The 20,369-nt window shown below is 65.7% G+C and carries 16 protein-coding genes; 11 read left to right on the top strand and 5 right to left on the bottom strand.

Annotated elements, in window-relative coordinates:
* Positions 1-23: 23 nt before the first annotated feature.
* The 6 genes from cyoB to AC07X5_RS27155 all read left to right on the top strand — a co-directional run bounded on the left by cyoB (position 24) and on the right by AC07X5_RS27155 (position 6,156).
* Positions 24-2,033, top strand: a complete 2,010-nt coding sequence (gene cyoB, locus AC07X5_RS27130; RefSeq protein WP_409954484.1) for a cytochrome o ubiquinol oxidase subunit I — start codon at positions 24-26, stop codon at positions 2,031-2,033.
* A complete protein-coding gene (gene cyoC, locus AC07X5_RS27135) occupies positions 2,026-2,685 on the top strand; it encodes a cytochrome o ubiquinol oxidase subunit III (protein WP_494772661.1) in 660 nt (219 codons plus the stop codon). Before cyoB ends, cyoC begins: the two co-directional genes overlap by 8 nt.
* Positions 2,685-3,131 carry a cytochrome o ubiquinol oxidase subunit IV gene (gene cyoD / locus AC07X5_RS27140; protein WP_494772662.1) on the top strand — a complete coding sequence of 149 codons (447 nt, stop codon included), beginning with the start codon at positions 2,685-2,687 and terminating at the stop codon, positions 3,129-3,131. The genes cyoC and cyoD overlap by 1 nt, the downstream gene beginning before the upstream one ends.
* A 127-nt stretch (positions 3,132-3,258) precedes the next feature.
* Entirely contained in the window at positions 3,259-4,074 is an 816-nt protein-coding gene (locus AC07X5_RS27145) for an SURF1 family protein (RefSeq protein ID WP_494772663.1), read from the top strand.
* A gap of 29 nt (positions 4,075-4,103) precedes the next feature.
* On the top strand, positions 4,104-5,459 hold the full coding sequence (locus AC07X5_RS27150) for an ATP-binding protein (RefSeq protein ID WP_494772664.1): 1,356 nt from the start codon (positions 4,104-4,106) through the stop codon (positions 5,457-5,459).
* Positions 5,460-5,559: 100 nt separating this feature from the next.
* Entirely contained in the window at positions 5,560-6,156 is a 597-nt protein-coding gene (locus AC07X5_RS27155) for a response regulator transcription factor (RefSeq protein WP_494772665.1), read from the top strand.
* A gap of 150 nt (positions 6,157-6,306) precedes the next feature.
* Here the strand turns inward: AC07X5_RS27155 and AC07X5_RS27160 are convergent, their stop codons facing one another.
* From AC07X5_RS27160 to AC07X5_RS27180, 5 genes are all read right to left on the bottom strand, one after another.
* A complete protein-coding gene (locus AC07X5_RS27160; protein WP_494772666.1) occupies positions 6,307-6,519 on the bottom strand; it encodes a hypothetical protein in 213 nt (70 codons plus the stop codon).
* Between the two features lie 140 nt (positions 6,520-6,659).
* Entirely contained in the window at positions 6,660-8,093 is a 1,434-nt protein-coding gene (locus AC07X5_RS27165; RefSeq protein WP_494772667.1) for an RCC1 domain-containing protein, read from the bottom strand.
* 149 nt (positions 8,094-8,242) lie between these two features.
* Positions 8,243-9,670 carry an RCC1 domain-containing protein gene (locus AC07X5_RS27170; RefSeq protein WP_494772668.1) on the bottom strand — a complete coding sequence of 476 codons (1,428 nt, stop codon included), beginning with the start codon at positions 9,668-9,670 and terminating at the stop codon, positions 8,243-8,245.
* A gap of 149 nt (positions 9,671-9,819) precedes the next feature.
* Positions 9,820-11,373: an RCC1 domain-containing protein gene (locus AC07X5_RS27175; protein ID WP_494772669.1), complete on the bottom strand. Its 1,554-nt coding sequence runs from the start codon at positions 11,371-11,373 to the stop codon at positions 9,820-9,822.
* 569 nt (positions 11,374-11,942) lie between these two features.
* On the bottom strand, positions 11,943-12,989 hold the full coding sequence (locus AC07X5_RS27180) for a purine-nucleoside phosphorylase (protein ID WP_494772670.1): 1,047 nt from the start codon (positions 12,987-12,989) through the stop codon (positions 11,943-11,945).
* Positions 12,990-13,164: 175 nt separating this feature from the next.
* Here AC07X5_RS27180 and AC07X5_RS27185 point away from each other — a divergent pair, with 175 nt between their 5' ends.
* From AC07X5_RS27185 to AC07X5_RS27205, 5 genes are all read left to right on the top strand, one after another.
* Positions 13,165-13,851: a TetR family transcriptional regulator gene (locus AC07X5_RS27185; RefSeq protein WP_494772671.1), complete on the top strand. Its 687-nt coding sequence runs from the start codon at positions 13,165-13,167 to the stop codon at positions 13,849-13,851.
* Positions 13,852-13,965: 114 nt separating this feature from the next.
* Positions 13,966-15,837 carry a hypothetical protein gene (locus tag AC07X5_RS27190; protein WP_494772672.1) on the top strand — a complete coding sequence of 624 codons (1,872 nt, stop codon included), beginning with the start codon at positions 13,966-13,968 and terminating at the stop codon, positions 15,835-15,837.
* Positions 15,837-17,198, top strand: coding sequence for an alpha/beta hydrolase family protein (locus AC07X5_RS27195; RefSeq protein WP_494772673.1), 1,362 nt, complete (start codon positions 15,837-15,839; stop codon positions 17,196-17,198). Before AC07X5_RS27190 ends, AC07X5_RS27195 begins: the two co-directional genes overlap by 1 nt.
* 140 nt (positions 17,199-17,338) lie before the next feature.
* Complete coding sequence (locus tag AC07X5_RS27200) at positions 17,339-17,830, top strand: nuclear transport factor 2 family protein (protein WP_494772674.1); 492 nt, start codon at positions 17,339-17,341, stop codon at positions 17,828-17,830.
* A gap of 117 nt (positions 17,831-17,947) precedes the next feature.
* Entirely contained in the window at positions 17,948-20,029 is a 2,082-nt protein-coding gene (locus AC07X5_RS27205) for a UvrD-helicase domain-containing protein (protein WP_494772675.1), read from the top strand.
* The last annotated feature ends 340 nt before the right edge of the window (positions 20,030-20,369 follow it).

A 20,369-nucleotide genomic window follows, 5' to 3' on the forward strand; every position in this document is an offset into this window, starting at 1 on the left:
TCCGCGCCTAAGAGACTGACACCATGTCCACCTCACCCGTTGTAACCGAACCGCATTGGGCCCTGGGCCGAATCACCTGGGACTCCATACCCATGGCGCACGAGCCCATCGTGCTGGTCACCTTCATTGGCGTCGTGCTGGGCGGCCTGGCCGTGCTGGCCGCCATCACCAAGTTCCGCCTGTGGGGCACCCTGTGGCGCGACTGGATCTGCAGCATCGACCACAAGAAGATCGGCATCATGTACATGATCCTGGGCGTGGTCATGCTGCTGCGCGGCTTTGCCGACGCGCTCATGATGCGCCTGCAGCAGGCCATGGCCTTTGGCGACAACATGGGCTACCTGCCGCCGCACCACTATGACCAGATCTTCACCGCCCACGGCGTGATCATGATCTTTTTCGTGGCCATGCCGCTGGTCACGGGCCTCATGAACTACCTCGTGCCGCTGCAGATCGGCGCGCGCGACGTGTCGTTCCCGTTCCTCAACAACTTCAGCTTCTGGATGACCACCGCCGGTGCCGTGCTGGTGATGGTGTCGCTGTTCCTGGGCGAGTTCTCCACCGCCGGCTGGCTGGCGCTGTCGAACCTGGGGGCGCAGAACCCCGGGGTGGGGCTGGACTACTACATCTGGGCACTGCAGATCGCGGGGGTGGGCACCACGCTCTCGGGCATCAACCTGATCGTGACCATCATCAAGATGCGCGCACCCGGCATGGCCCTGATGAAGATGCCCATCTTCACCTGGACGGCCCTGTGCACCAACGCGCTGATCGTCGCCTCGTTCCCCGTACTCACCGCAGCCTTGGTGCTGATGTCGCTGGACCGCTATGCCGGCACCAACTTCTTCACCAACGACCTGGGCGGCAACGCCATGCTGTACGTGAACCTGATCTGGATCTGGGGCCACCCTGAGGTCTACATCCTGATCCTGCCCTGCTTCGGCATCTTCTCCGAAGTGGTGGCCACGTTCTGCAAGAAGCGCCTGTTCGGCTACACCTCCATGGTGTACGCCACGGTCGTGATCACCATCCTGTCGTACCTGGTGTGGCTGCACCACTTCTTCACCATGGGCTCCGGCGCCAGCGTGAACACCTTCTTCGGCATCACCACGATGATCATCTCGATCCCCACGGGCGCGAAGATCTTCAACTGGCTGTTCACCATGTACAAGGGCCGCATCCGCTTCGAGCTGCCCATGATGTGGACCGTTGCCTTCATGGTCACCTTCGCCATCGGCGGCATGACCGGCGTGCTGCTGGCCGTGCCACCGGCCGACTTCGTGCTGCACAACAGCCTGTTCCTGATCGCCCACTTCCACAACGTGATCATCGGCGGCGTGCTGTTCGGCCTGTTCGCCGGCATCAACTACTGGTACCCCAAGGCCTTCGGCTACAAGCTCGACCGTTTCTGGGGCCTGTGCTCGTTCTGGCTGTGGGTGGTGGGCTTCTACGTCGCCTTCATGCCGCTGTATGTGCTGGGCCTGATGGGCGTCACGCGCCGTGCCAACCACTTCGAAGACCCCTCGCTGCAGATCTGGTTCGTCATCGCCGCCATTGGCGCCGGCCTGATCGCCCTGGGCATCGGCTGCCTGCTGATCCAGATCGTGGTGAGCTACCTCAAGCGCGAACAGCTGCGCGACCACACCGGCGACCCATGGGACGCCCGCACGCTGGAGTGGGCCACCTCCTCGCCCCCGCCGGACTACAACTTCGCCTTCACCCCCAAGGTGTATGAGATCGACGCCTGGTGGGACATGAAGAAGCACGCCTATGCGCGCCCCCTGACTGGCTTCCAGCCCATCCACATGCCGGCCAACACCGGCTCGGGCGTGATCATCTCGGCGCTGTCGCTGGTGCTGGGCTTTGCCCTCATCTGGCACATGTGGCCGCTGGCCATCCTGTCCTTCGCGGGCGTGGTGCTGGTGTCCATCATCCACACGTTCAACTACAAGCGTGACTTCTACATCCCCGCCGCGCAAGTGACGGAGACCGAGAACCTGCGTACCCAACAACTGCGCGCCGCCCATGTCTGATATCACCTACAACCAAGCCGCCGCCCCCATCACGGCGGGCGGCCCCACGGGCGCCACGCTGCCGCGCCGTGAATACCACCTGGCGCACGAGCCCCATCCCGAGAACGGCACCGCGCTGGGCTTCTGGCTCTACCTGATGAGCGACTGCCTCATCTTCGCCGCGCTGTTCGCCACTTACGGCGTGCTGGGCCGCAGCTACGCCGCCGGCCCCACCGGCGCGCAGCTGTTCGACCTGACGCTGGTGGCCATCAACACGGCCTTCCTGCTGCTGTCGTCGATCACCTTCGGCTTCGCGATGATCAAGAAGCAGCAGAACAACGTGAACGGCACGCTCTTGTGGCTGGCCATCACCGGCGTGTTCGGCCTGTGCTTTCTGGGGCTGGAGCTGTACGAGTTTTACCACCTGATCCACCAGGGCGCGGGCCCCCAGCGCAGCGCCTTCCTGTCGGCATTCTTCACGCTGGTCGGCACCCACGGTCTGCACGTCACCTTCGGCCTGATCTGGCTGGTGGTGCTGATGATCCAGATCAGCAAGCACGGCCTGATCCATGAGAACAAGCGCCGCCTGATGTGCCTGTCGATGTTCTGGCACTTTTTGGACGTCGTCTGGATCGGCGTCTTCACCTTCGTGTACCTGATGGGAGTTCTGTAATGGGCGCCGCACAACACACTGCACACGCCGGCCACGATGACCACGGCCATGGCCATGACGACCACCATGGCGACGTGGGCCCGCACAGCTCGTTCTCGGGCTACATGGTCGGCTTCGTGCTGTCCATCATCCTCACCGCCATCCCGTTCTGGCTGGTCATGGCCAAGGTGATCGCCGACCGCAACACCGCCGTGCTGGTGCTCGGCGCCTTCGCGGTGGTGCAGATCCTCGTGCACATGGTCTGCTTCCTGCACATGAACGGCAAGGTCGAGGGCGGCTGGACGCTGCTGTCCACCATCTTCACCGTGGTCTTCGTGGCCATTGCCATCAGCGGTACGCTGTGGGTCATGTTCCACATGAACGCCAACATGATGCCGGGCCACCCCACGCCCACCCCGCCCACCCAGACGGAGAGCGGCGCAGCAGCGGGCCACCACACCCCTTGATGGGTGCAGCGCCCCGACGCTCCACGACGACGCGGGGCGGGGCGCACACCAACCCTTGCGAAGCGGCCGCCCACAGCGGCCGCAGCCGTTTTGGGGCCGTGCAATCGACTGAACAAAGGAACCACCGATGACCGCAACCCAGGCAGCCCCTGCAGCCCCCCGGCACTGGCGCCGCGCCATGCTGCTGGTGCTGGGCATCGCCCTCTTCCTGGGCTTTGTGGCCCTGGGCACCTGGCAGGTGCAGCGGCGGGTGTGGAAGCTCGATCTCATCGAACGCGTGGACCAGCGCGTGCACGCCGCCCCCGTGGCCCTGCCCCCGGCCACCGAGTGGCCCGGCATCACGGCCGAGAAGCACGAGTACCTGCCCGTCACCGCCAGCGGCCAGTGGCTGCCCGGCAAGACCGTGCTCACCCAGGCCGTCACGGCCCTGGGCTCGGGCTTCTGGGTGGTGAGCGCGCTGCAGCAGGCCGACGGCACGCAGGTGCTGGTGAACCGCGGCTTCATCCCGCAGGACCAGCGCGCCGAATGGGCCGGCAAGACCGACAACATCGGCCCCGCCACCGTGCAGGGCCTGGTGCGCATGAGCGAGCCCAAAGGCGGCTTCCTGCGCAGCAACGACCCCGCGGGAGAACGCTGGTTCTCGCGCGACGTGGCGGCCATCGCCCAGGCACTGCAGCTGCCCCGCGCGGCGCCCTTCTTCATCGACGCCGGCCTGCCCCAGCGCGGCGTGGCCAACCCCACGGCGGAAGCGGTGGAAGTGGCCGGCACCGCCGCCGCCACGGCGGGCACCACCTGGCCGCGCGCGGGGCTCACCACCATCCGCTTTGCCAACAGCCATGCGGTGTATGCCCTCACCTGGTACGGCCTGGCGCTGATGGTGCTGGGCGCGGGCTGGTTCGTGGTGCGCCATGAACAACGCCGAAGCAGCAGCGCGGCCCGGTAGGTAGACTCCGTTCGTCCTACCCGCCCGATATGCCCCTCCATCGCCTCGTCAAAAGCGCCGAGTTGTTGCGCAACCCGCGCGCTGCCGATGCCGCTGCCGGCATCAAGAACCTGCAGCAGCTCATCCAGCTGCGCTGGATGGCCGTCATCGGCCAGGTCTTCACCATCGAGGTGGCGCACCACAGCCTGCGCCTGACCATCCCCCTGCACCAGATGCTGATGGTGGTGGGCTGCCTGGCCGTGTTCAACGTGGTCAGCCTGCTGCGCCTGCGCACAGGCGTGCAGGTGCGCAATGTGGAGCTGTTTCTGGCCCTGCTGGTGGACGTGGCCGTGCTCACCACCCAGCTGTATTTGAGCGGCGGCACCAGCAACCCCTTTGTGTTTTTGTACCTGCTGCAGATCGCGCTGGGCGCCATTCTGCTGCGCGGGGCCTATATCTGGAGCATGGTGGCCATCAACACCGCGTGCTTTGCCCTGCTGGCCAACTACCACCTGCCGCTGGAGCTGCCGCAGGATTTGCACCAGGGCCTGTCGAGCCTGTACGTCATTGGCCTCTTGGTGTGCTTTGTGCTCAACGCCATTCTGGTGGTGGTGTTCATCACCCGCATCAACCTGAACCTGCGCGAGCGCGACGCCCGCCTGGCCGCCGCGCGCAGGCGCCGGGTGGAAGAAGAGCACATCGTGCGCATGGGCCTGCTCGCATCGGGCGCCGCGCACGAGCTGGGCACGCCGCTGTCCACCCTGGCCGTGATCCTGGGCGACTGGGCCCACGACGAAGAGTTGATGGGCGACGAGGTGCTGCGCGAAGACATCGCGGAAATGCGCACCCAGGTGCAGCGCTGCAAGAGCATCGTGAGCGGCATCTTGCTGTCGGCCGGCGAGGCGCGCGGCGAAGAGTCCGAGCAGACCACCGTGTGCAGGTTTGTCGATGCCCTGGCCGAAGAGTGGCGCACCACGCGCACCATGCCTGCGTTTTCGTACCGCAACGACTTTGGCGAAGACACGCCCATGGTGTCGGACACCACGTTGAAACAGATGGCTTTCAATGTGCTGGACAATGCACGCGATGCCTCGCCCCAGTGGGTGGAACTGGTCATCACCCGCGACGATGCCGCCGAGGCGCCTGCGCTGTGCATCACCGTCAACGACGCAGGCCCCGGCTTTGCGCCCGGCATGCTGGACCACCTGGGCGAGCCCTACCAGTCCACCAAGCAGCGCCCCGGCAGCGGCCTGGGCCTGTACCTGGTGATGAACGTGGCGCGCACCCTGGGCGGCAGCGTCACGGCCCGCAACCGCACGGGCGACGGCGAAGGCAGCGGCGCACAGGTCAGCATCCGCCTGCCCCTGGCGGCGATTGCGATGCCGCGCGGGCACCGGCCTGCGTGATGGCTGCGAATTGCGTTGGATGGACAACAAAACGAACTAGCAACTTTTGTAGCCAGACAAAATCGAATTCGTACTAGTACAAAACCCGGACCCGAGCGCCATGGACGAAACCACCACAAGCAGCAGCAGCCCCGCAGCAGACGCGTCCCCCAAGGACGCGAAAGAGAACAAGCGCCAGCTGCTCATCGTGGAAGACGACGAGGCCTTTGCCCGCACCCTGGCCCGCTCGTTCGAGCGCCGCGGCTACCGCGTGCTCCAGGCCGCCAGCCTGCCCGAGGTGGAAGTCCTGCTCAGCCAGCACACCCCCGGCTACGCCGTGGTCGATTTGAAGCTCAAGGGCGACGCATCCGGCCTGGCCTGCGTGCAAAAGCTGCACGCCGCCAGCGAAGCCATGCTCATCGTCGTGCTCACCGGCTTCGCCAGCATCGCCACCGCGGTGGAGGCCGTGAAGCTCGGCGCCTGCCACTACCTGGCCAAGCCGTCGAACACCGACGACATCGAGGCCGCGTTTGGCTTGAAAGCCGGCGACACCGAGGTGGACGTGACCAACCGCTCCAGCTCGCTCAAGACGCTGGAGTGGGAGCGGATCCACGAAGTGCTGGCGGAGACGGGGTTCAATATCTCCGAGACGGCACGCCGCCTGGGCATGCACCGCCGCACCCTGGCGCGCAAGTTGGAGAAGCAGCAGGTCAGCTGAGGCAACAGCAGCCTCGGCCACCCCCGGTCACAGCGCGCGCCCATCCAGGAACACCGTGCCCAGCCGCCCCCGGTGCACAGGCAGCGCCATGGTCTGCGGCCACTTTGCGGGCGGGTGCTGGATCCGAAGCTGTACAACCGTGCCCTGGACCTAGCCGACCACCGGACATTGAAGGCGGGCGTCCACCATCAGGCTGGTCTTGTTCACCAAGCGGTTGGACAACACCGTGCACTGCACGCTGCCCACGGCCTGCGCGCCGTGGTTGCGCTCCGCATAGGTCAGGACACCCCAGGCCCCGCCGCCGAAGGCGCCCACGCACACCAGGGACAGCACCAGGTAAAAAGCGGCCGGATGCCTGAGCATGAACCCGGCGATCAGCGCTTGGGTGCCCTAGGCATGTTCCTGCAACAGATCCCGCTCGAGCTCCGTCCGCCCGTGCCATGACCCACGTACCAAAAAAAACGCCCACCGGTACGGGTGGGCGTTGTCTTGGTATGTACCGGCTACTGCATGTCGTAGACCCGCTTGTAGCGATAGCTGTTGAGCATTTCACCGAGGCTCTCGGCGGTGGTCGCACCCACTCCATAGCCGATGAAAAAGGCGGTGCCTGACAAGTGGCGCATGTCCTGGTTCGCAAACAGGGTGGAGGACGTGTGTTGCAGGCGGTCTGCCCAGGCCAGCGGGTTCAGGGGATCGAGGCGCTCGAAGACGGGCGCCGAGTAGGTGTACATGGTGCCGTCGGGCGTGATGGCCACAAGGTAGGGATGCCCCTGGGCGCCGAGGTGCTCGGGCTTGATCTGTATGTGCGCGGACAGCGTCAGGCGCGTCAGGGTGCCCGTGGCCACCATGGTGCCCAGCCGCGGTGCAGCCGCGCCTTCGAACACCACGGGCAGCGGCGACAGTTGGTCCTGCCCCACCGGCCCCACACCCAGTTGCCCTACGCGATTGCGACCCCAGGCCAGGAGCGTGCCGTCGGTGGTGAGTGCCAGGGAGTGCTCGGCGGATGCCGCGACCTGTGCGTACCCGCCTCCAAGGAGCTGCGGGCTGACGCTCTCCGTGCGGGTGGCATTGCCCAACGCGCCCCAGTTGTTGTAGATGCCCCAGGCCCAGACCGTGCCATCGGCCTTCAGTGCCAGCGTGTGGCCGCTGCCTTTGGCGACCTGGCGGTAACCGCCGCCCACCAGTGCGGGGGCATCGATCCCGCCCCATTGCCAGAGGGTTCCATCCTCCTTCACGCCTGCGGCCGAGTAGGGGCCCAAGGCCAGTTGCACAAAGCCACGGTCGACCGGGCCGGCGCTGCCGTAGCCGTTCATCCAGTTGCCCATGGTGATCATGGCAAAGGGGTCCCAGGGCACAAAAAGAAACTGTATGGCGCCGTCTCCCAGCATGAACAACACGTTGTAGCGGCTGTTGAGCATCTGCAGGTAGCCGGGTGGCAGCCGGTCCAGCATGTCGTCGCCACCGGCACTGGCTTTGATGAGGTTCTTCATATGCCCCCAGTACCAGACAGCGCCATCCGCCTTGCTGGCGGTATCCGAGGTCATCAACTGCGCAAAGCCACTGCCCACCTGCACCGGCCGGGTTGCGTTCAGGACCTGGTTTTTCAGCTGCACCGCCCCCCACATCCACAACGTGCCATCGGTCTTGAGGGCCACCATGTAGGTACCGCCCACCGCCACCTTCGCGAAACCGGTGCCGACGACCTGCACGGGTCGGTCGGCATTCACCATGGAGCCATTGCCCAACTGCCCGCTCTGGTTGTCGCCCCAGGCCCAGAGCGTTCCGTCGCTGAGCACGGCTGCGGAGTTTTGAGCGCCCGTGGCCATATGCACCACCGTGGCGGCGTGCACGCTGCTGCCCACGCCCACCGCCAGGGCGAGCAGCAGCCAGAATTTGAGGGCCAGAGGCGCCAGGCCGCGGGACACGGTGGTCCGCAAGCGATGTCTTGCAAAAGTCGAAAGAAATCTCATGAGAAAACCCATCCTTGGAAGTGTTGGTGAAACCCGCCGAAGCCCAAATGGGCCTTTTCACAAAGGCCGTGCGCAACACCCTGAAAGCGGACATTGCATTGAGATCTACCTACCGACTATTGAATGTCGTAGACCCGTTTGTATCGATAGCTGTTGAGCATTTCACCGAGGCTCTCGGCGGTGGTCGCACCCAGTCCATAGCCGACGAAAAAGGCGGTGCCAGACAGGTGGGTCAGGTCCTGGTTCGCAAACAGGAGGGAGGATGTGCTTTGCAGGTGGTCGGCCCAGGCCAGCGGGTTGGCGGGATTGAGGCGGTCGAAAGCGGGCACCGTGTAGGTGTACATGGTGCCGTCGGGCGTGATCGCCACAAGGTAGGGGTTCCCCTTCGCGCCACTGGCGAGGTGCTCGGGTTTGATCTGTACGTGCGCAGACAGCGTCAGGCGGGTCAAGGTCCCTGTGGCCACCATGGCGCCAAGTCCCGGTGCATCGGCGCCTGCGAACACTACGGGTTGCGGCGACAGTTGCTTTTGTCCAACCGGCCCCACACCCAGTTGCCCTGCGTTGTTGTTGCCCCAGGCCAGGAGCGTGCCGTCGGTGGTGAGTGCCAGGGAGTGCCCGCCGGCTGCTGCCACCTGTGAATACCCGGCTCCAAGGGACTGAGGGGTTTCGCTGCCCGTGAGGGTGGCATTGCCCAGTTGACCCCATACGTTGTCGCCCCAGGCCCAGGCCGTGCCATCGGCCTTCAGCGCCAGCGTGTGGACGGCACCCTTGGCGACCTGGCGATAGCCGCCGTCCACCAGCACAGGGACTTCGCTGTCTTTCCACTGCCACAGGGTTCCATCCTCCTTCACGCCTGCGGCCGAGCGGGAGCCCAAGGCCACCTGCACAAAACCACGGTCCACCGGGCCGGCGCTGCCGTAGCCGCCCTTCCATCCAGGGTACATGTCCGAGGGGTTCAAGTGGACATGAAGAGACTGTATGGCGCCGTCTCCGAGCACGAACAACACGTTCTTGGCGGTATCGTTGACCATCTGCAGGTAGCCGGGCGGCAGCCGGTCTAGCGTGTCGCCACCGGCACTCGCGTCGAAAAGTCTTCTCGCATGGCCCCAGTACCAGATGGAGCCGTCCGTCTTGCGGGCGGTGTCTGAGTTCATCAGATGCGCAAAGCCGCTGCCGACTTGCACCGGCCTGGTTTCGTTCAGGGTCTGGTTTCTCAGCTGCACCGAGCCCCACATCCACAATGTGCCATCGGTCTTGAGGCCCACCATGTACGGTCTGCCCACGGCAATCTGGGCGAAGCTGCTGCCGATCTGCACGGGTCTGTCCGCACTCACCGTGGAGCCATTGCCCAACTGCCCGCTCTCGTTGTCGCCCCAAGTCCACAACGTTCCGTCGCTAAGCACCGCTGCGGAATTGGTATAGCTCGTGGCCATATGCACCACCGTCGCGGCGTGCACGCTGCTGCCCACGCCCACCGCCAGGGCGAGCAGCAGCCAGAATTTGAGGGCCAGAGGCGCCAGGCCGCGGGACACGGTGGTCCGCAAGCGATGTCTTGCAAAAGTCGAAAGAAATCTCATGAGAAAACCCATCCTTGGAAGTGTTGGTGAGACCCGCCTAAGCCCAAATGGGCCTTTTCAGAAAGGCCGTGCGCAACACCCTGAAAGCGGACATTGCATTGAGATCTACTTACCGACTATTGAAGGTCGTAGACCCGCTTGTATCGATAGCTGTTGAGCATTTCACCGAGGCTCTCGGCGGTGGTCGCACCCAGTCCATAGCCGATGAAAAAGGCGGTGCCCGACAGGTGGGTCATGTCCTGGTTCACAAACAGGAGCGAGGATGTGTTTTGCAGGCGGTCGGCCCAAGCCAGCGGGTTGGCGGGATTGAGGCGGTCGAAAGCGGGCACCGAGTAGGTGTACATGGTGCCGTCAGGCGTGATCGCCACGAGGTAAGGGTGCCCCTTGGCGCCGCTGGCAAGGTGTTCGGGTTTGATCTCCACGTACGCGGTCAGCGTCAGGCGGGTCATGGTCCCTACGGCCACCATGGTGCCCAGCCCGGATGCACCCGCGCCCTCGAACACCACGCGCACCGGCGACGATTGCGTGATTCCCACCGGCCCCACGCCCAATTGCCCAAGGTCGTTGCGACCCCAGGCCAGAAGCGTGCCGTCGGTAGTGAGTGCCAGGGAGTGGTGGGCAGATGCCGCCACCTGTGCATACCCGGCTCCAAGGGGCTGCAGGGTTTGGGTATCCGTGAAGGTGGCATTGCCCAACTGGCCTTGTGTATTGGAGCCCCAGGCCCAGGCCGTGCCATCGGCCTTCAGCGCCAAGGTGTGGAGGAAACCTTTGGCGACCTGGCGATAGCCGCCGCCCACCAGCGCGGGGGCATTGCTAGAGCTCCATTGCCAGAGGGTTCCGTCACCTTTCACGCCTGCAGCTGAGTAGTTGCCCAAGGCCACTTGCACAAACCCACTGTCCACCGGGCCGGCGCTGCCATAGCCGTACTTCCAGAGGACCCAGTTGTTCACGTCCCATTCTCCCAAGGGCACAAAACCAAACTGTATGGCGCCGCCGCCTAGCACGAACAGCACGTTGTTGCGGCTATTGACCAATTGCAGGTAGCCGGGTGTCAGCTGGTCCAGCATGTCGCCACCGGCACTTGCCTTGACGAGTTTTTTCACATGACCCCAGTACCAGACAGAGCCATCCGCCTTGCTGGCGGTGTCCGAGGTCATCAGCTGCGCAAAGCCACTGCCCACCTGCACCGGCCGGGTCTCGTTCAGGGTCTGGTTTCTCAGCTGTACTGAGCCCCACATCCACAAGCTGCCATCGGTCTTGAGGGCCACCATGTAGGTATCGCCCACGGCAACCTGGGCAAAACCGCTGCCGATCTGCACGGGTTTGTCTGCACCCACCGTGGAGCCATTGCCCAACTGCCCGTTCTGGTTGCCGCCCCAGGTCCACAGCGTCCCGTCGCTGAGCACGGCTGCGGAGTTTTGAGGGCCCGTGGCCATGTGCACCACCGTGGCGGCGTGAACGCTGCCCAGGCCAACCACCAGGGCGAGCATCAGCCAGAATTTGAAGGCTACAGGCGCCAGGTGGCGGGAGACTATGAATCGCAAGCGATGCGGTGCAAAGGACGAAAAGAATCTCATATGAAAGCCCATCTTTGAAATATTAGTGGAATCTGCCGAAGCCAAAACGAGCTTCTCCAGAAGATCCGTGCGCAACGATTGAACGATGGGCACGCCCCGGTGACAGCCTCCCCTCCCTGAAATCTGGCGAATGTTTTTTACGATCAGCAGAGGCGCCTCTCAAGCGCCATCGTATTGCGCAGGCCCTCGAAAAGCGGTGACTCGCATCACAGCCGTCAGGAAAACAAATCGTCACAAAATCAGAGGAGGGAGGCCATCTTTTCAGCAGCGTGCTTGCCTCGGTAATCCAGACGCAGGCTCGCTTCACAGACCCATGATCCGCGATCAATATGGTATGAGATGACCAATGCATTTTTCAGGTCAGTTCTGACCCGATTACCAAGTGATGGAACTGCGCTAACGAAACGCCCACCGACACGGGTGGGCGTTGTCTTGGGATCTATATACCGGCTATTGAATGTCGTAGACCCGCTTGTAGCGATGGCTGTTCAGCATTTTTTACCCCGGCTCTCGGCGGTGCTTCGAAGGCCCTTCGGGTTGCCCGGAATGGGTGTGAACAGGCCCTGCTGGCCAGAAAACACACGCCTACGCGCGATCGCAAGCGCCGTTCAATCCAATGCCTGGCACGGGCAATACAGATACATGGCGAGCAGCTTGGTTGCCTACCGCGCAGGCACCCCACCCTGCCACTGCCCCCAGTTCCGCACGATGTGGTCCACCACCCGCGTGCCCACCAGCGCCACGTTCTCCACCGTCTCCGCAAAGCCCCCCGCCGTTTCGCCCGGCGCAGGGTCCAGGTGCTGCAGCGTGGTTTCCTTGGGGTTGCCCTGGTCAAAATTGACCGCCCCACGCAGGCTCATCAGGCGGTCGGTGCCGTGGGTGCGCTTGACCACCAGGGCAATGGCGGCGGCCTCCATTTCGGTGATCACGTAGTCGTCCGCCCCGTAGAGCTTGGCGATGTACTGCGCCTGGCGGGACATGCCGGGGCCGTGGAAGAAGGTGTCGCCGGTCATGTGGGTGCCGCTGGTGACGGCGGGGCTGCGACGGGCCGCTGTGTCGGGGTAGCGCAGGCGGTAGGTACGGGCGCTGTCCGAATCCTTGAGGGGCACGTCCACCGTGAGGTTCATGGCCCAGTCCACCAGCAGCGGGTTGAGCTGAAAGCGGCGGTATTCCTCATAGCCCTTGCGCGGCATGAAGGTGGGCGCGCCGGGGGTGTTTTCTTCAGGCGCCCAGCGGTGGCCCAGGTCGTAGTCGACCAGCCAGGTGCCCCAGCTCACGTCGCCAATGGTGCCGCGCTGCGGCGGCGTGCCGGCCACGCCGGAGATCACGTAGTAGGCCTGCGCAAAGTCGAACTTCGGGTTGAGCAGAATGGCCTGCATGGACGACGACGAGTTGACCTTGCCCATGCCCAGCACGGCGCCGCACACGCCGTCGGCGTTGCAGTACACGGGGCCCAGGGCTCCGGGCACGGTGATGGGGGTGGCGTCTTTCCAGTAGCGCTCGTACCAGTGCTGGAACTCACCCGCGCGGTCGCCGGTGTTCTTGCCGATCTCGAACATGGCGGCCACGAAGACCTTGACGCGGATGGGTGCGGTGCTGGTGGTGGTCGTTGCCGAGGGTGCCGTGGAGCAGCCGGCTATGGACACTGCTGCGGCCAGGGCCAGCAGCAGCCTGCGCGCGGGTTGGAAGGAGTGGAGGAAAGAGAGCATCGAAGGCACCTTGGCTAGGAAGAGTACGAACACGGCCATGCATTGCCTGGCACAGGCCAGCAGCATCGCAAGATGCACGCCATTTTGCGCTTGGTGGAGGGATCGCTACACAAATGCAATGCATTGAGGGCCAACCCTAATGCACATGAATTAATTCAAGTGCATTATTCACCCAATGACGCCAGCACTTGTCTCGCCTGCCGACGACTCATCGTCGCTCGCCCCCTCCCCCGCCGACCCGCAAGCCACCCGCACCCGCCTGATCGAAGAGGCCATGCGGCTCATGGCCCGCGAGGGCATGAATGCGGTGTCGCTGCGCCGCATCGTGATCGCGGCGGGGGCGCAGAACCCTTCGGCGCTGCACTACCACTTTGGTGGGCGCGATGAGTTGATCGAAGCGATCACCAACTTCTTGCAGCAGTGGCTGGAGCCGCGGGCCTGCGCGCGGCTGGAGGCGCTGGCCGACCAGCCGGGTTACACCGTGCGCGATGTGGTGGAGGCCGCCTTTGGCCCGGTGATCGCCATGCTGAGCGAGCCCGCGCTGGGGCGCGATGCGGTCAACTTCATCGGCCGGCTGGGGTGGGACTATGGCGAGAAGGGGCAGGAGATCTCGGCCGCCCTGCACCGCCGCACGCTGGAGCTGACGCTGGCGCGGCTGCAAACGTTGATGCCTGGTGTGGGGCGCGAGACGATTCAGTTTCGCCTGCTGCTGACCATGAACGCGGTGTACTACGGCATCTCGTACCGCAGCTACATGCGGCGCTCGCCGTTCGGAGCGATGGAGTTGGCGGCCAAGGGCGATGAAGAGCGCCAGCAAGCTGAGTTTCTGGACTACCTCGTAGCGGGGTTGAGCGGCCCTTAGCCCCCTGAACAACCTGTGACGAATCACGCGTGTGCATTGCCTGGGCAATGCACCTGCAGCGCCAGCCTGCGCCCATTTTTCCTTTTTCACCCAACAACCACTGTGGAGACAACGATGACGAAGACAAGCCAGAAACACAACAGCACCACCCGCATGCCCCTGCGCCGCACCCTGCTCAGCCTGGGTCTGGCCGCAGCCCTCACCGCCTGCGGCGGTGGCGGGCAGGCGCTGGTGGATGGCGGTACCGGCACGGGCGAGTTCACCATCAGCACGCACGAGCTGGCCAGCCGCGCCAAGGCGGCGCGCACGCCGGGCACGGCAGGCGTCACGGTGGCGGCGGGCAGCAAGCTGGCCACACAGTTCGGCGCGGCGGGGCCGGACCTGAACCGGGTGCGCTACACACGCTATGGGCTGGCGGCCAATGCGGGCAAGCCGGTGGATGCGGTGCTGGTGGCTATGCCTGGCACGCTGGCGGCGTCGCACAGCTACCTGATCCTGGCCGAGAACCTGGTGCGCCGCATGTGGGCCGACCACCAGGCGGTGGTGGAGGTGTGGGGGGTGGACCGCCGCTCCGTGGCGCTGCAGGACATGGAGGGCCTGCAGACAGCAGAGCGCGAGCGCGATGCGGCGCTGGGCCTGAACTTCTTGTATGGCGGCGAACTGGGGCTGCCGCTGCCAGCCAAGCTGGCGCGGCGCGCGGTGTTCCATGAAAGCCGCGAGATCCCATTTTTGGCGGACTGGACGCCGCAGGTGCATTCGCTGGACCTGGACGCGGTGGTGAGCGCGGCGCACACGGTGGCGCGCGATGGCAATGTGTTTTTGGGCGGGCATTCGGCGGGCACGGGCTTTGTGGCGCGCTATGCGGCCACGGACTTCAACCTCACCGGCACGGGGCCGGCGCAGCCGGGCTACGCCAAGCTCAAGGGGCTGGTGCTGTTCGAGGGGCCGGGCGGTGCGCTGGCAACGAGCGCACCCACGGCGGCGCAGCTTGATGCGGTGGTGCGCGCGGCCGATGGCGGGCTGTATGCGGCTGTGGCGGCGGGGACCGAGCCGGGCTTTGTGTCGCGCCCGGGCCTTACGCCGCGCGTGAGCGCATCGACCGAGATCGCGGGCATGCAGATGGCCTTCGAGGGCACCATCAACGGCACGCAGGCGCTGCTGCAGGCGGACCAAGGGGGCGTGGCGGGCAACAACGTCTACAACCGGGTGGCGGACTTCACCAAGCGCGATTTCCCCGTGACGGCGGGCGCGGCCATCGGCACCTTCATGGACGATGACAACCTGCAGCGCACGGTGTTCTATTCCGTATCGATGGGCGCCCTGGGCCCGGCGCGGGCCGACGGCCTGCGCACCTGGCTGGACAATACCGACCCGCTGCCCGCCAGCGCGTTGCGCGACTTCGGCCCGCAGCCGGCCACGCTGGTGGCCAACCCGCCCGCCTGGGGCAAGGAGGTGGAGCCCACCAACCTCAAGCGCATGTCGCGTGCGCTGTACCTGGGCAACACCACCTACAGCGACTGGTACTACCCCAGCTCGGGCCTGCTGCTGGGCAATGCCGAGGGCAGCGGCGGCGCCAACCTGGGGCTCGATACCAGCGCCCTGTCGCTGCCCGTGGCCCAGGGCGGGCGCGGCCGGGCCGACATCGTGAACCAGACGCAGGCACGCAAGATCAACATCCCCGTCATCGCGTTTGGCGGCACCAATGGCCTCACGCCCGTGGCCGGCATCTGGCGCGGCTTTGCCGAGGCGATTGCGCCCTGCGCCGCGCCCAGTTGCAAGGCCGGCGTGGCGCGCACCCCCGCAGGCCAGGCCACGCTGGTGGCCAACCGCCAGTACGGCGGGGTGGACGGCGGCTTCGAGGTGCACATGAGCGAGGGCTATTCGCACGTGGACATCGTGACGGCCGATGACGATGCGACGAACAACGTGATCCGGCCGCTCGCGGCATTCCTGCAGCGCAACGCGAGCGCGGGGGGTGGCAAGTGATGCGCAGCAGTGGCCTTGCCGCCGCAGCGCTGCTGGCCCTGGGCGCCGCGGCCCATGCGGCAGAGCCCGCCCCGCTGGACTGCCTGGGCCCGGTGCAGCACGAATCGCCCGCACCCGGCTCGGCCGAATGGAAGCAGCGCGATGCCGACAACATGGCCTGCGCACGCCAGCGCATCGACGATTTTGCGCAGCAACCCGCCTCGCTGTTCACCCCGGGCAAGACACCCGCGCTCGACGCCTACCGCAACCCGGCCAGCCATGCCGACAAGCGCTTTCGGTACACCGAGGCGAGCACACCAACTTCCGCATCGGGCAAGCCGATTGCGGTGGAGATCTACCGCCCCTGCGCCGCAGGCACCTGCACCGGCCTGCCGGCGGGGCTCAAGACTTTCGAGCCGCCCTACCCTGCGGTGGTGATCGTGCACGGGGGCTACAGCTCCAAACGGCTGCACCGCTCGGCCGCGCAGGTGCTGGCCGAGGCGGGGTACATGACGATTGCGCTGGAGACCACCGCGCCCATGGGCACGCACGGGCCCGATGCGCAGAGTGTGGTGGACTGGGTGTTTGCCACGCCCAAGGCGCCGGTAGCAGGCGCCAACTTCTTCCCGCACTGGGAGCAGCTCGACACGCGCATGGTGGGCATTGCCGGCCACTCGCAGGGCGGCAGCACGGCCAGCCTGATCGGCCAGGCGGACAAACGCATCCGCGCCATCGTGGCCTGGGACAACCTCACCGCGCTGAAGACCGGCTGGGTGGACAAGATCGGCATGGACCCACCGGCCGACCTGGCCCTGCGCACGCCCGCGCTGGGCATTGGGGCGGACTATTACTTCAAGGTGAGCCCCACCACCGAAGCGCCCGAGCCCGCCAAGGCCAACACCCAGGGCGGCCGGGGCCGGGGCGCAGAGCCCCACCCCAAGGACCTGGGCTACCAGGAGCTGAAAGCCGCCGGCGTGGACACCATGCTGGTGGTGCTGCGCGCAGGCACGCACCTGGACTTTTCGCTTTTCGGCGGGCAGGCCAGCCGCTATGGCGAGAGTGTCATCAACTACTACACGCTGGCCTGGTTCGACCGCTACCTGAAGGGCGCGCACGACCCGGCGCTGGCAGCCGATGCGTTCAAGCGGCTCACGGCCCCAACCTTCGACGACTCTGCCGACAGGCACAACATCAGCCAGGGGCTGTACGACAAGGTGGCCGCGGGGGATTCGGTACTGAAGGGCAACCGCCCCTACCTGGTGGGCGGCACGCCTGTGCGTGACCGGCTGTCGTTCTACTTCGCGTCGCGCTGCGCGATCACCAAGCCAGGCAGCACGGCGCGGGTGGGGTCGGAGGACATGCGGGCGGCGGGCTGCCGGTGAGCCGAGTGCAGCGGGTGGCCGCCATCACGCATGAAAAGCGAATCGCAAGAACTTTGGCGTGTGGGCGAAGTCCACCACCTGCCGTGAGGCACCTCGCTGCCCGCCCCGGCAGGCACCATCGTTCAACCACTCACATCACCATGCACCCATCCAAACTGCTCGCCATCGCCGCGCTCGCCATCACCCTCGGGTTGCCGGCATTCGCCCAGACGCCCGTCAGCCCGACCACAGACCAGGCGGCGCAGCTCGCCAGCAGCGACCCCAAGATCGCTGCCAACAAGCGCCTGGTGTATGACTTCTGGCGTGAGGTCTTTGAGTCGGGCCAGGTGGCATCGGTAGAGAAGTACGTGGCCGAGGGCTACATTCAGCACAACCCCAATGTGCCCAACGGCCGGGCTGCGCTGGTCGGCTTCATTGCAAGCCGGCATGCAAGCCCCAAGCCGGTGGAAGACCGCATCAAGGCGCCCCTGGTATCGATCACGGCCGAGCGCGATCTGGTGACGCTCAGCTTCGTGCGCGAGTACCCCGATCCGAAGGACGCATCGAAGAAGTACACCACCACCTGGTTCGACATGTTCCGCATCGAGAACGGCAAGATCGTGGAGCACTGGGATTCGGCCCTGCGGCAGTAAGGCGAAGCCGGCGCATGGCATGTGCGGGTGGGTGTTGCCCGCTGAATTGATGGGTGCAGCAAACGCCTGCACGGCCCAGGTCAGTGACAATGGCACCCCTTTCTCCCGGACATGCCTGTGCACAATTCGCCCACCCCGCCAAAGCCGCCCGCACGCAGCTGGTCCCACGCCCGGATCACGGCCACCGCCGAGCAGCGGCGCGTGCTGGACTCCACGGCGCCGGCAATCATCATCAGCGCGCTGGCGGGCACAGGCAAGACGACCACGCTGTGCATGAAGGCCTGCAACCTGCTGGCCAGCCTGCAGGGCCAGCGCGAAGCGGCGGCGCCGCCACGCATCCTGGTGCTGGCGTATTCGCGCGCCGGGGTCACGGCGATACGCGACCGCATGCTGCAGCTGCATGGCGCCGTGCCGCGCAGCATGGAGGTGCTGACCATGGAGCAGCTGTGCGAGGCCGTGCTCAAGGAACAGGGCGACCCGGTGGAGCGGCTCGACGACCCGGTGCGCCGGCGCTTTCTGATCCTGCAGGCACAGCAGGCGCTGCGGCTGGAGCTGGAGCGCAATGACGGCAGCGGTGGCAGTGGCGGTGAGGGCATCGACGACGCCCTGCTGGGGCAGAACGTGGACATCGATGCCTTCCTGGCCTTCGAGGCGCTGGCCAAGAAAAAACTGCTGGAGCGCGAGGTGGAAGATTCGGGCCTGGACCTGCGCGCGTTTTGCGAAGACCGCGACCTGGATTACGGCCTGTGCCGCCTGTACGGGCAGTACGAGCGCATGCGCGTGGGCATGAACCACGAGCCGCGCTTTTATGCCGAGGGCGACTGCACCTTCGAGCTGTGCCGCCAGCTCTCTGCGCTGGACTGGGACCAGCCCTTCGAGTGGCTGCAGGGGCGCTACAGCGCCGTGCTGTTCGACGAGCTGCACGACCTGAACGAGGGCGCGCTGACGGTGCTGCGCAAGCTGGTGCAGGGCGGCAATGGCTTCTTCGTGGGCGCGGGGGATTTCAACCAGCACATCCACGAGGGCTCGTTTTCGGTGTTCGGCGGCGGCATGGAGCGGGTGCGCGAGTGCCTGCCGGCCGACACCGAGGTGCTGCAGATCAACACCACGCGCCGCTTTGGCGCGGAGATCTGCGCGGCGCTGAACCCCTTGTTCGGCGTGGAGTTCGCGCCGGTGCCGGACAGCTCCGACGCCTTTGCCCACCTGGCCTATGACAGCGATGAGCAGTGCGCGCAGCAACTGGTGGACCTGCACACCCAGATCGTGGACGGCTGGGGCGCACTGCAGGGCGAGAAAGGCCAGCACGCCTCGCTGAACGTGGTGCTGCGCAACCCGCAGGACAGCATCCTGCTCGAATGGGTGTTCGGCCACGAGGGCGTGCACTACGGCTGCCAGGGCATGGCCCCTTTCTACCTGCGCCGCGAGGTGGCGCTGACCCTGGTGCTGATGTGGGCCCTGCTGGGCGACGACGGTGAGCGGCACCTGACGCCCGGCATCGTGGGCGCGGCGGTGGAGGGCCTGCTGCACTACGGCCGCCGCGCCCCGCGCAACGACACGGTGGACCCGGATGTGCTGGCCCAGGGCCAGTTCGACAGCGCGGCCTGGGCCGGCCTGCCCGGCGCCGACGAGGGCAGCAAGCTGGCGGCCACGCTGCACGGCAGCACCCTGCGAATGCGCCGCTACATCGCGCACGGCACGATGAACCCGACCGCCCCCGAGCTGGCCGATGCCTGCGCGAAGACCTTGGCGCTGGAACCTGCCGCGCGGGCGGCGGTGCTGGCCGATGCCGGTGCGTTCTGTAGCCACCCGCTGGTGCGCAGCATCTTTGTGGATGCGCCCATCAACGGCCAGGAGCGCAGCGCCTGCATGGCCAGCCTGGAGGCCCTGGCCCGCCTGGCGCACGGCCTGCCGGTGGCCGAGCTGCTGGGCCGCCTGACGCTGCTGGCGACAGCCAGCATTGCCATGCACCAGTCCAGGGAGCCCATCAGCCTGCGCCTGCTGAGCGTGGAAGCCTGCAAGGGCCGCGAGTTCACGTTTGTGGCCGTACCCTTCGTGGAGCGCGGGCGCTTTCCCGGCCCCGCGTCGCACCAGCAGGCTTATCGCGAGCGCAACATGCTCTACGTGGCCACCACGCGGGCGCGGGCGGCGCTGTGGGTGCTGGAGAGTGCGGCCAAGCCGGTGTGGCCGGGGCCTGTGTAGCTGTGCGTATTTCGGTCACTGCTGGACAGTTCGGGGCGAATTCAGTTGAACGCCGGGAACGGCGTGAACTGGACACACAGATCGGCTCTCGTGGACATTCCCAGGTCGTTGACGATGAGCATCTGGTCAGCTTCGCTGATTCGCCTTCTTGGGTAATACAGGGCAGGAGCGCGACCATCTAGTGTCCTGAGTTGGAAGTTCGTTGAAGAAAGAAATCTGCCGAAATTGCTGCAGGCTAGGCGCAAAGAACGCCATGCCGGGTGGCATGGCGAGCATTTGTAACGACGCATGGTGGCGATTGTCGGGAGATTTATTCAACGAATTTCGAACTCGGGACACT

The sequence above is a fragment of the Acidovorax sp. GW458-11-26-14-TSB4 genome (assembly GCF_059423865.1).

Excerpts from the sequence above, each read along its gene's own strand:
- cyoB (WP_409954484.1), top strand. The coding sequence starts at position 24 with ATGTCCACCTCACCCGTTGTAACCGAACCGCATTGGGCCCTGGGCCGA.
- cyoC (WP_494772661.1), top strand. The coding sequence starts at position 2,026 with ATGTCTGATATCACCTACAACCAAGCCGCCGCCCCCATCACGGCGGGC.
- cyoD (WP_494772662.1), top strand. The coding sequence starts at position 2,685 with ATGGGCGCCGCACAACACACTGCACACGCCGGCCACGATGACCACGGC.
- AC07X5_RS27145 (WP_494772663.1), top strand. The coding sequence starts at position 3,259 with ATGACCGCAACCCAGGCAGCCCCTGCAGCCCCCCGGCACTGGCGCCGC.
- AC07X5_RS27150 (WP_494772664.1), top strand. The coding sequence starts at position 4,104 with ATGCCCCTCCATCGCCTCGTCAAAAGCGCCGAGTTGTTGCGCAACCCG.
- AC07X5_RS27155 (WP_494772665.1), top strand. The coding sequence starts at position 5,560 with ATGGACGAAACCACCACAAGCAGCAGCAGCCCCGCAGCAGACGCGTCC.
- AC07X5_RS27160 (WP_494772666.1), bottom strand. The coding sequence starts at position 6,519 with ATGCTCAGGCATCCGGCCGCTTTTTACCTGGTGCTGTCCCTGGTGTGC.
- AC07X5_RS27180 (WP_494772670.1), bottom strand. The coding sequence starts at position 12,989 with ATGCTCTCTTTCCTCCACTCCTTCCAACCCGCGCGCAGGCTGCTGCTG.
- AC07X5_RS27185 (WP_494772671.1), top strand. The coding sequence starts at position 13,165 with ATGACGCCAGCACTTGTCTCGCCTGCCGACGACTCATCGTCGCTCGCC.
- AC07X5_RS27190 (WP_494772672.1), top strand. The coding sequence starts at position 13,966 with ATGACGAAGACAAGCCAGAAACACAACAGCACCACCCGCATGCCCCTG.
- AC07X5_RS27195 (WP_494772673.1), top strand. The coding sequence starts at position 15,837 with ATGCGCAGCAGTGGCCTTGCCGCCGCAGCGCTGCTGGCCCTGGGCGCC.
- AC07X5_RS27200 (WP_494772674.1), top strand. The coding sequence starts at position 17,339 with ATGCACCCATCCAAACTGCTCGCCATCGCCGCGCTCGCCATCACCCTC.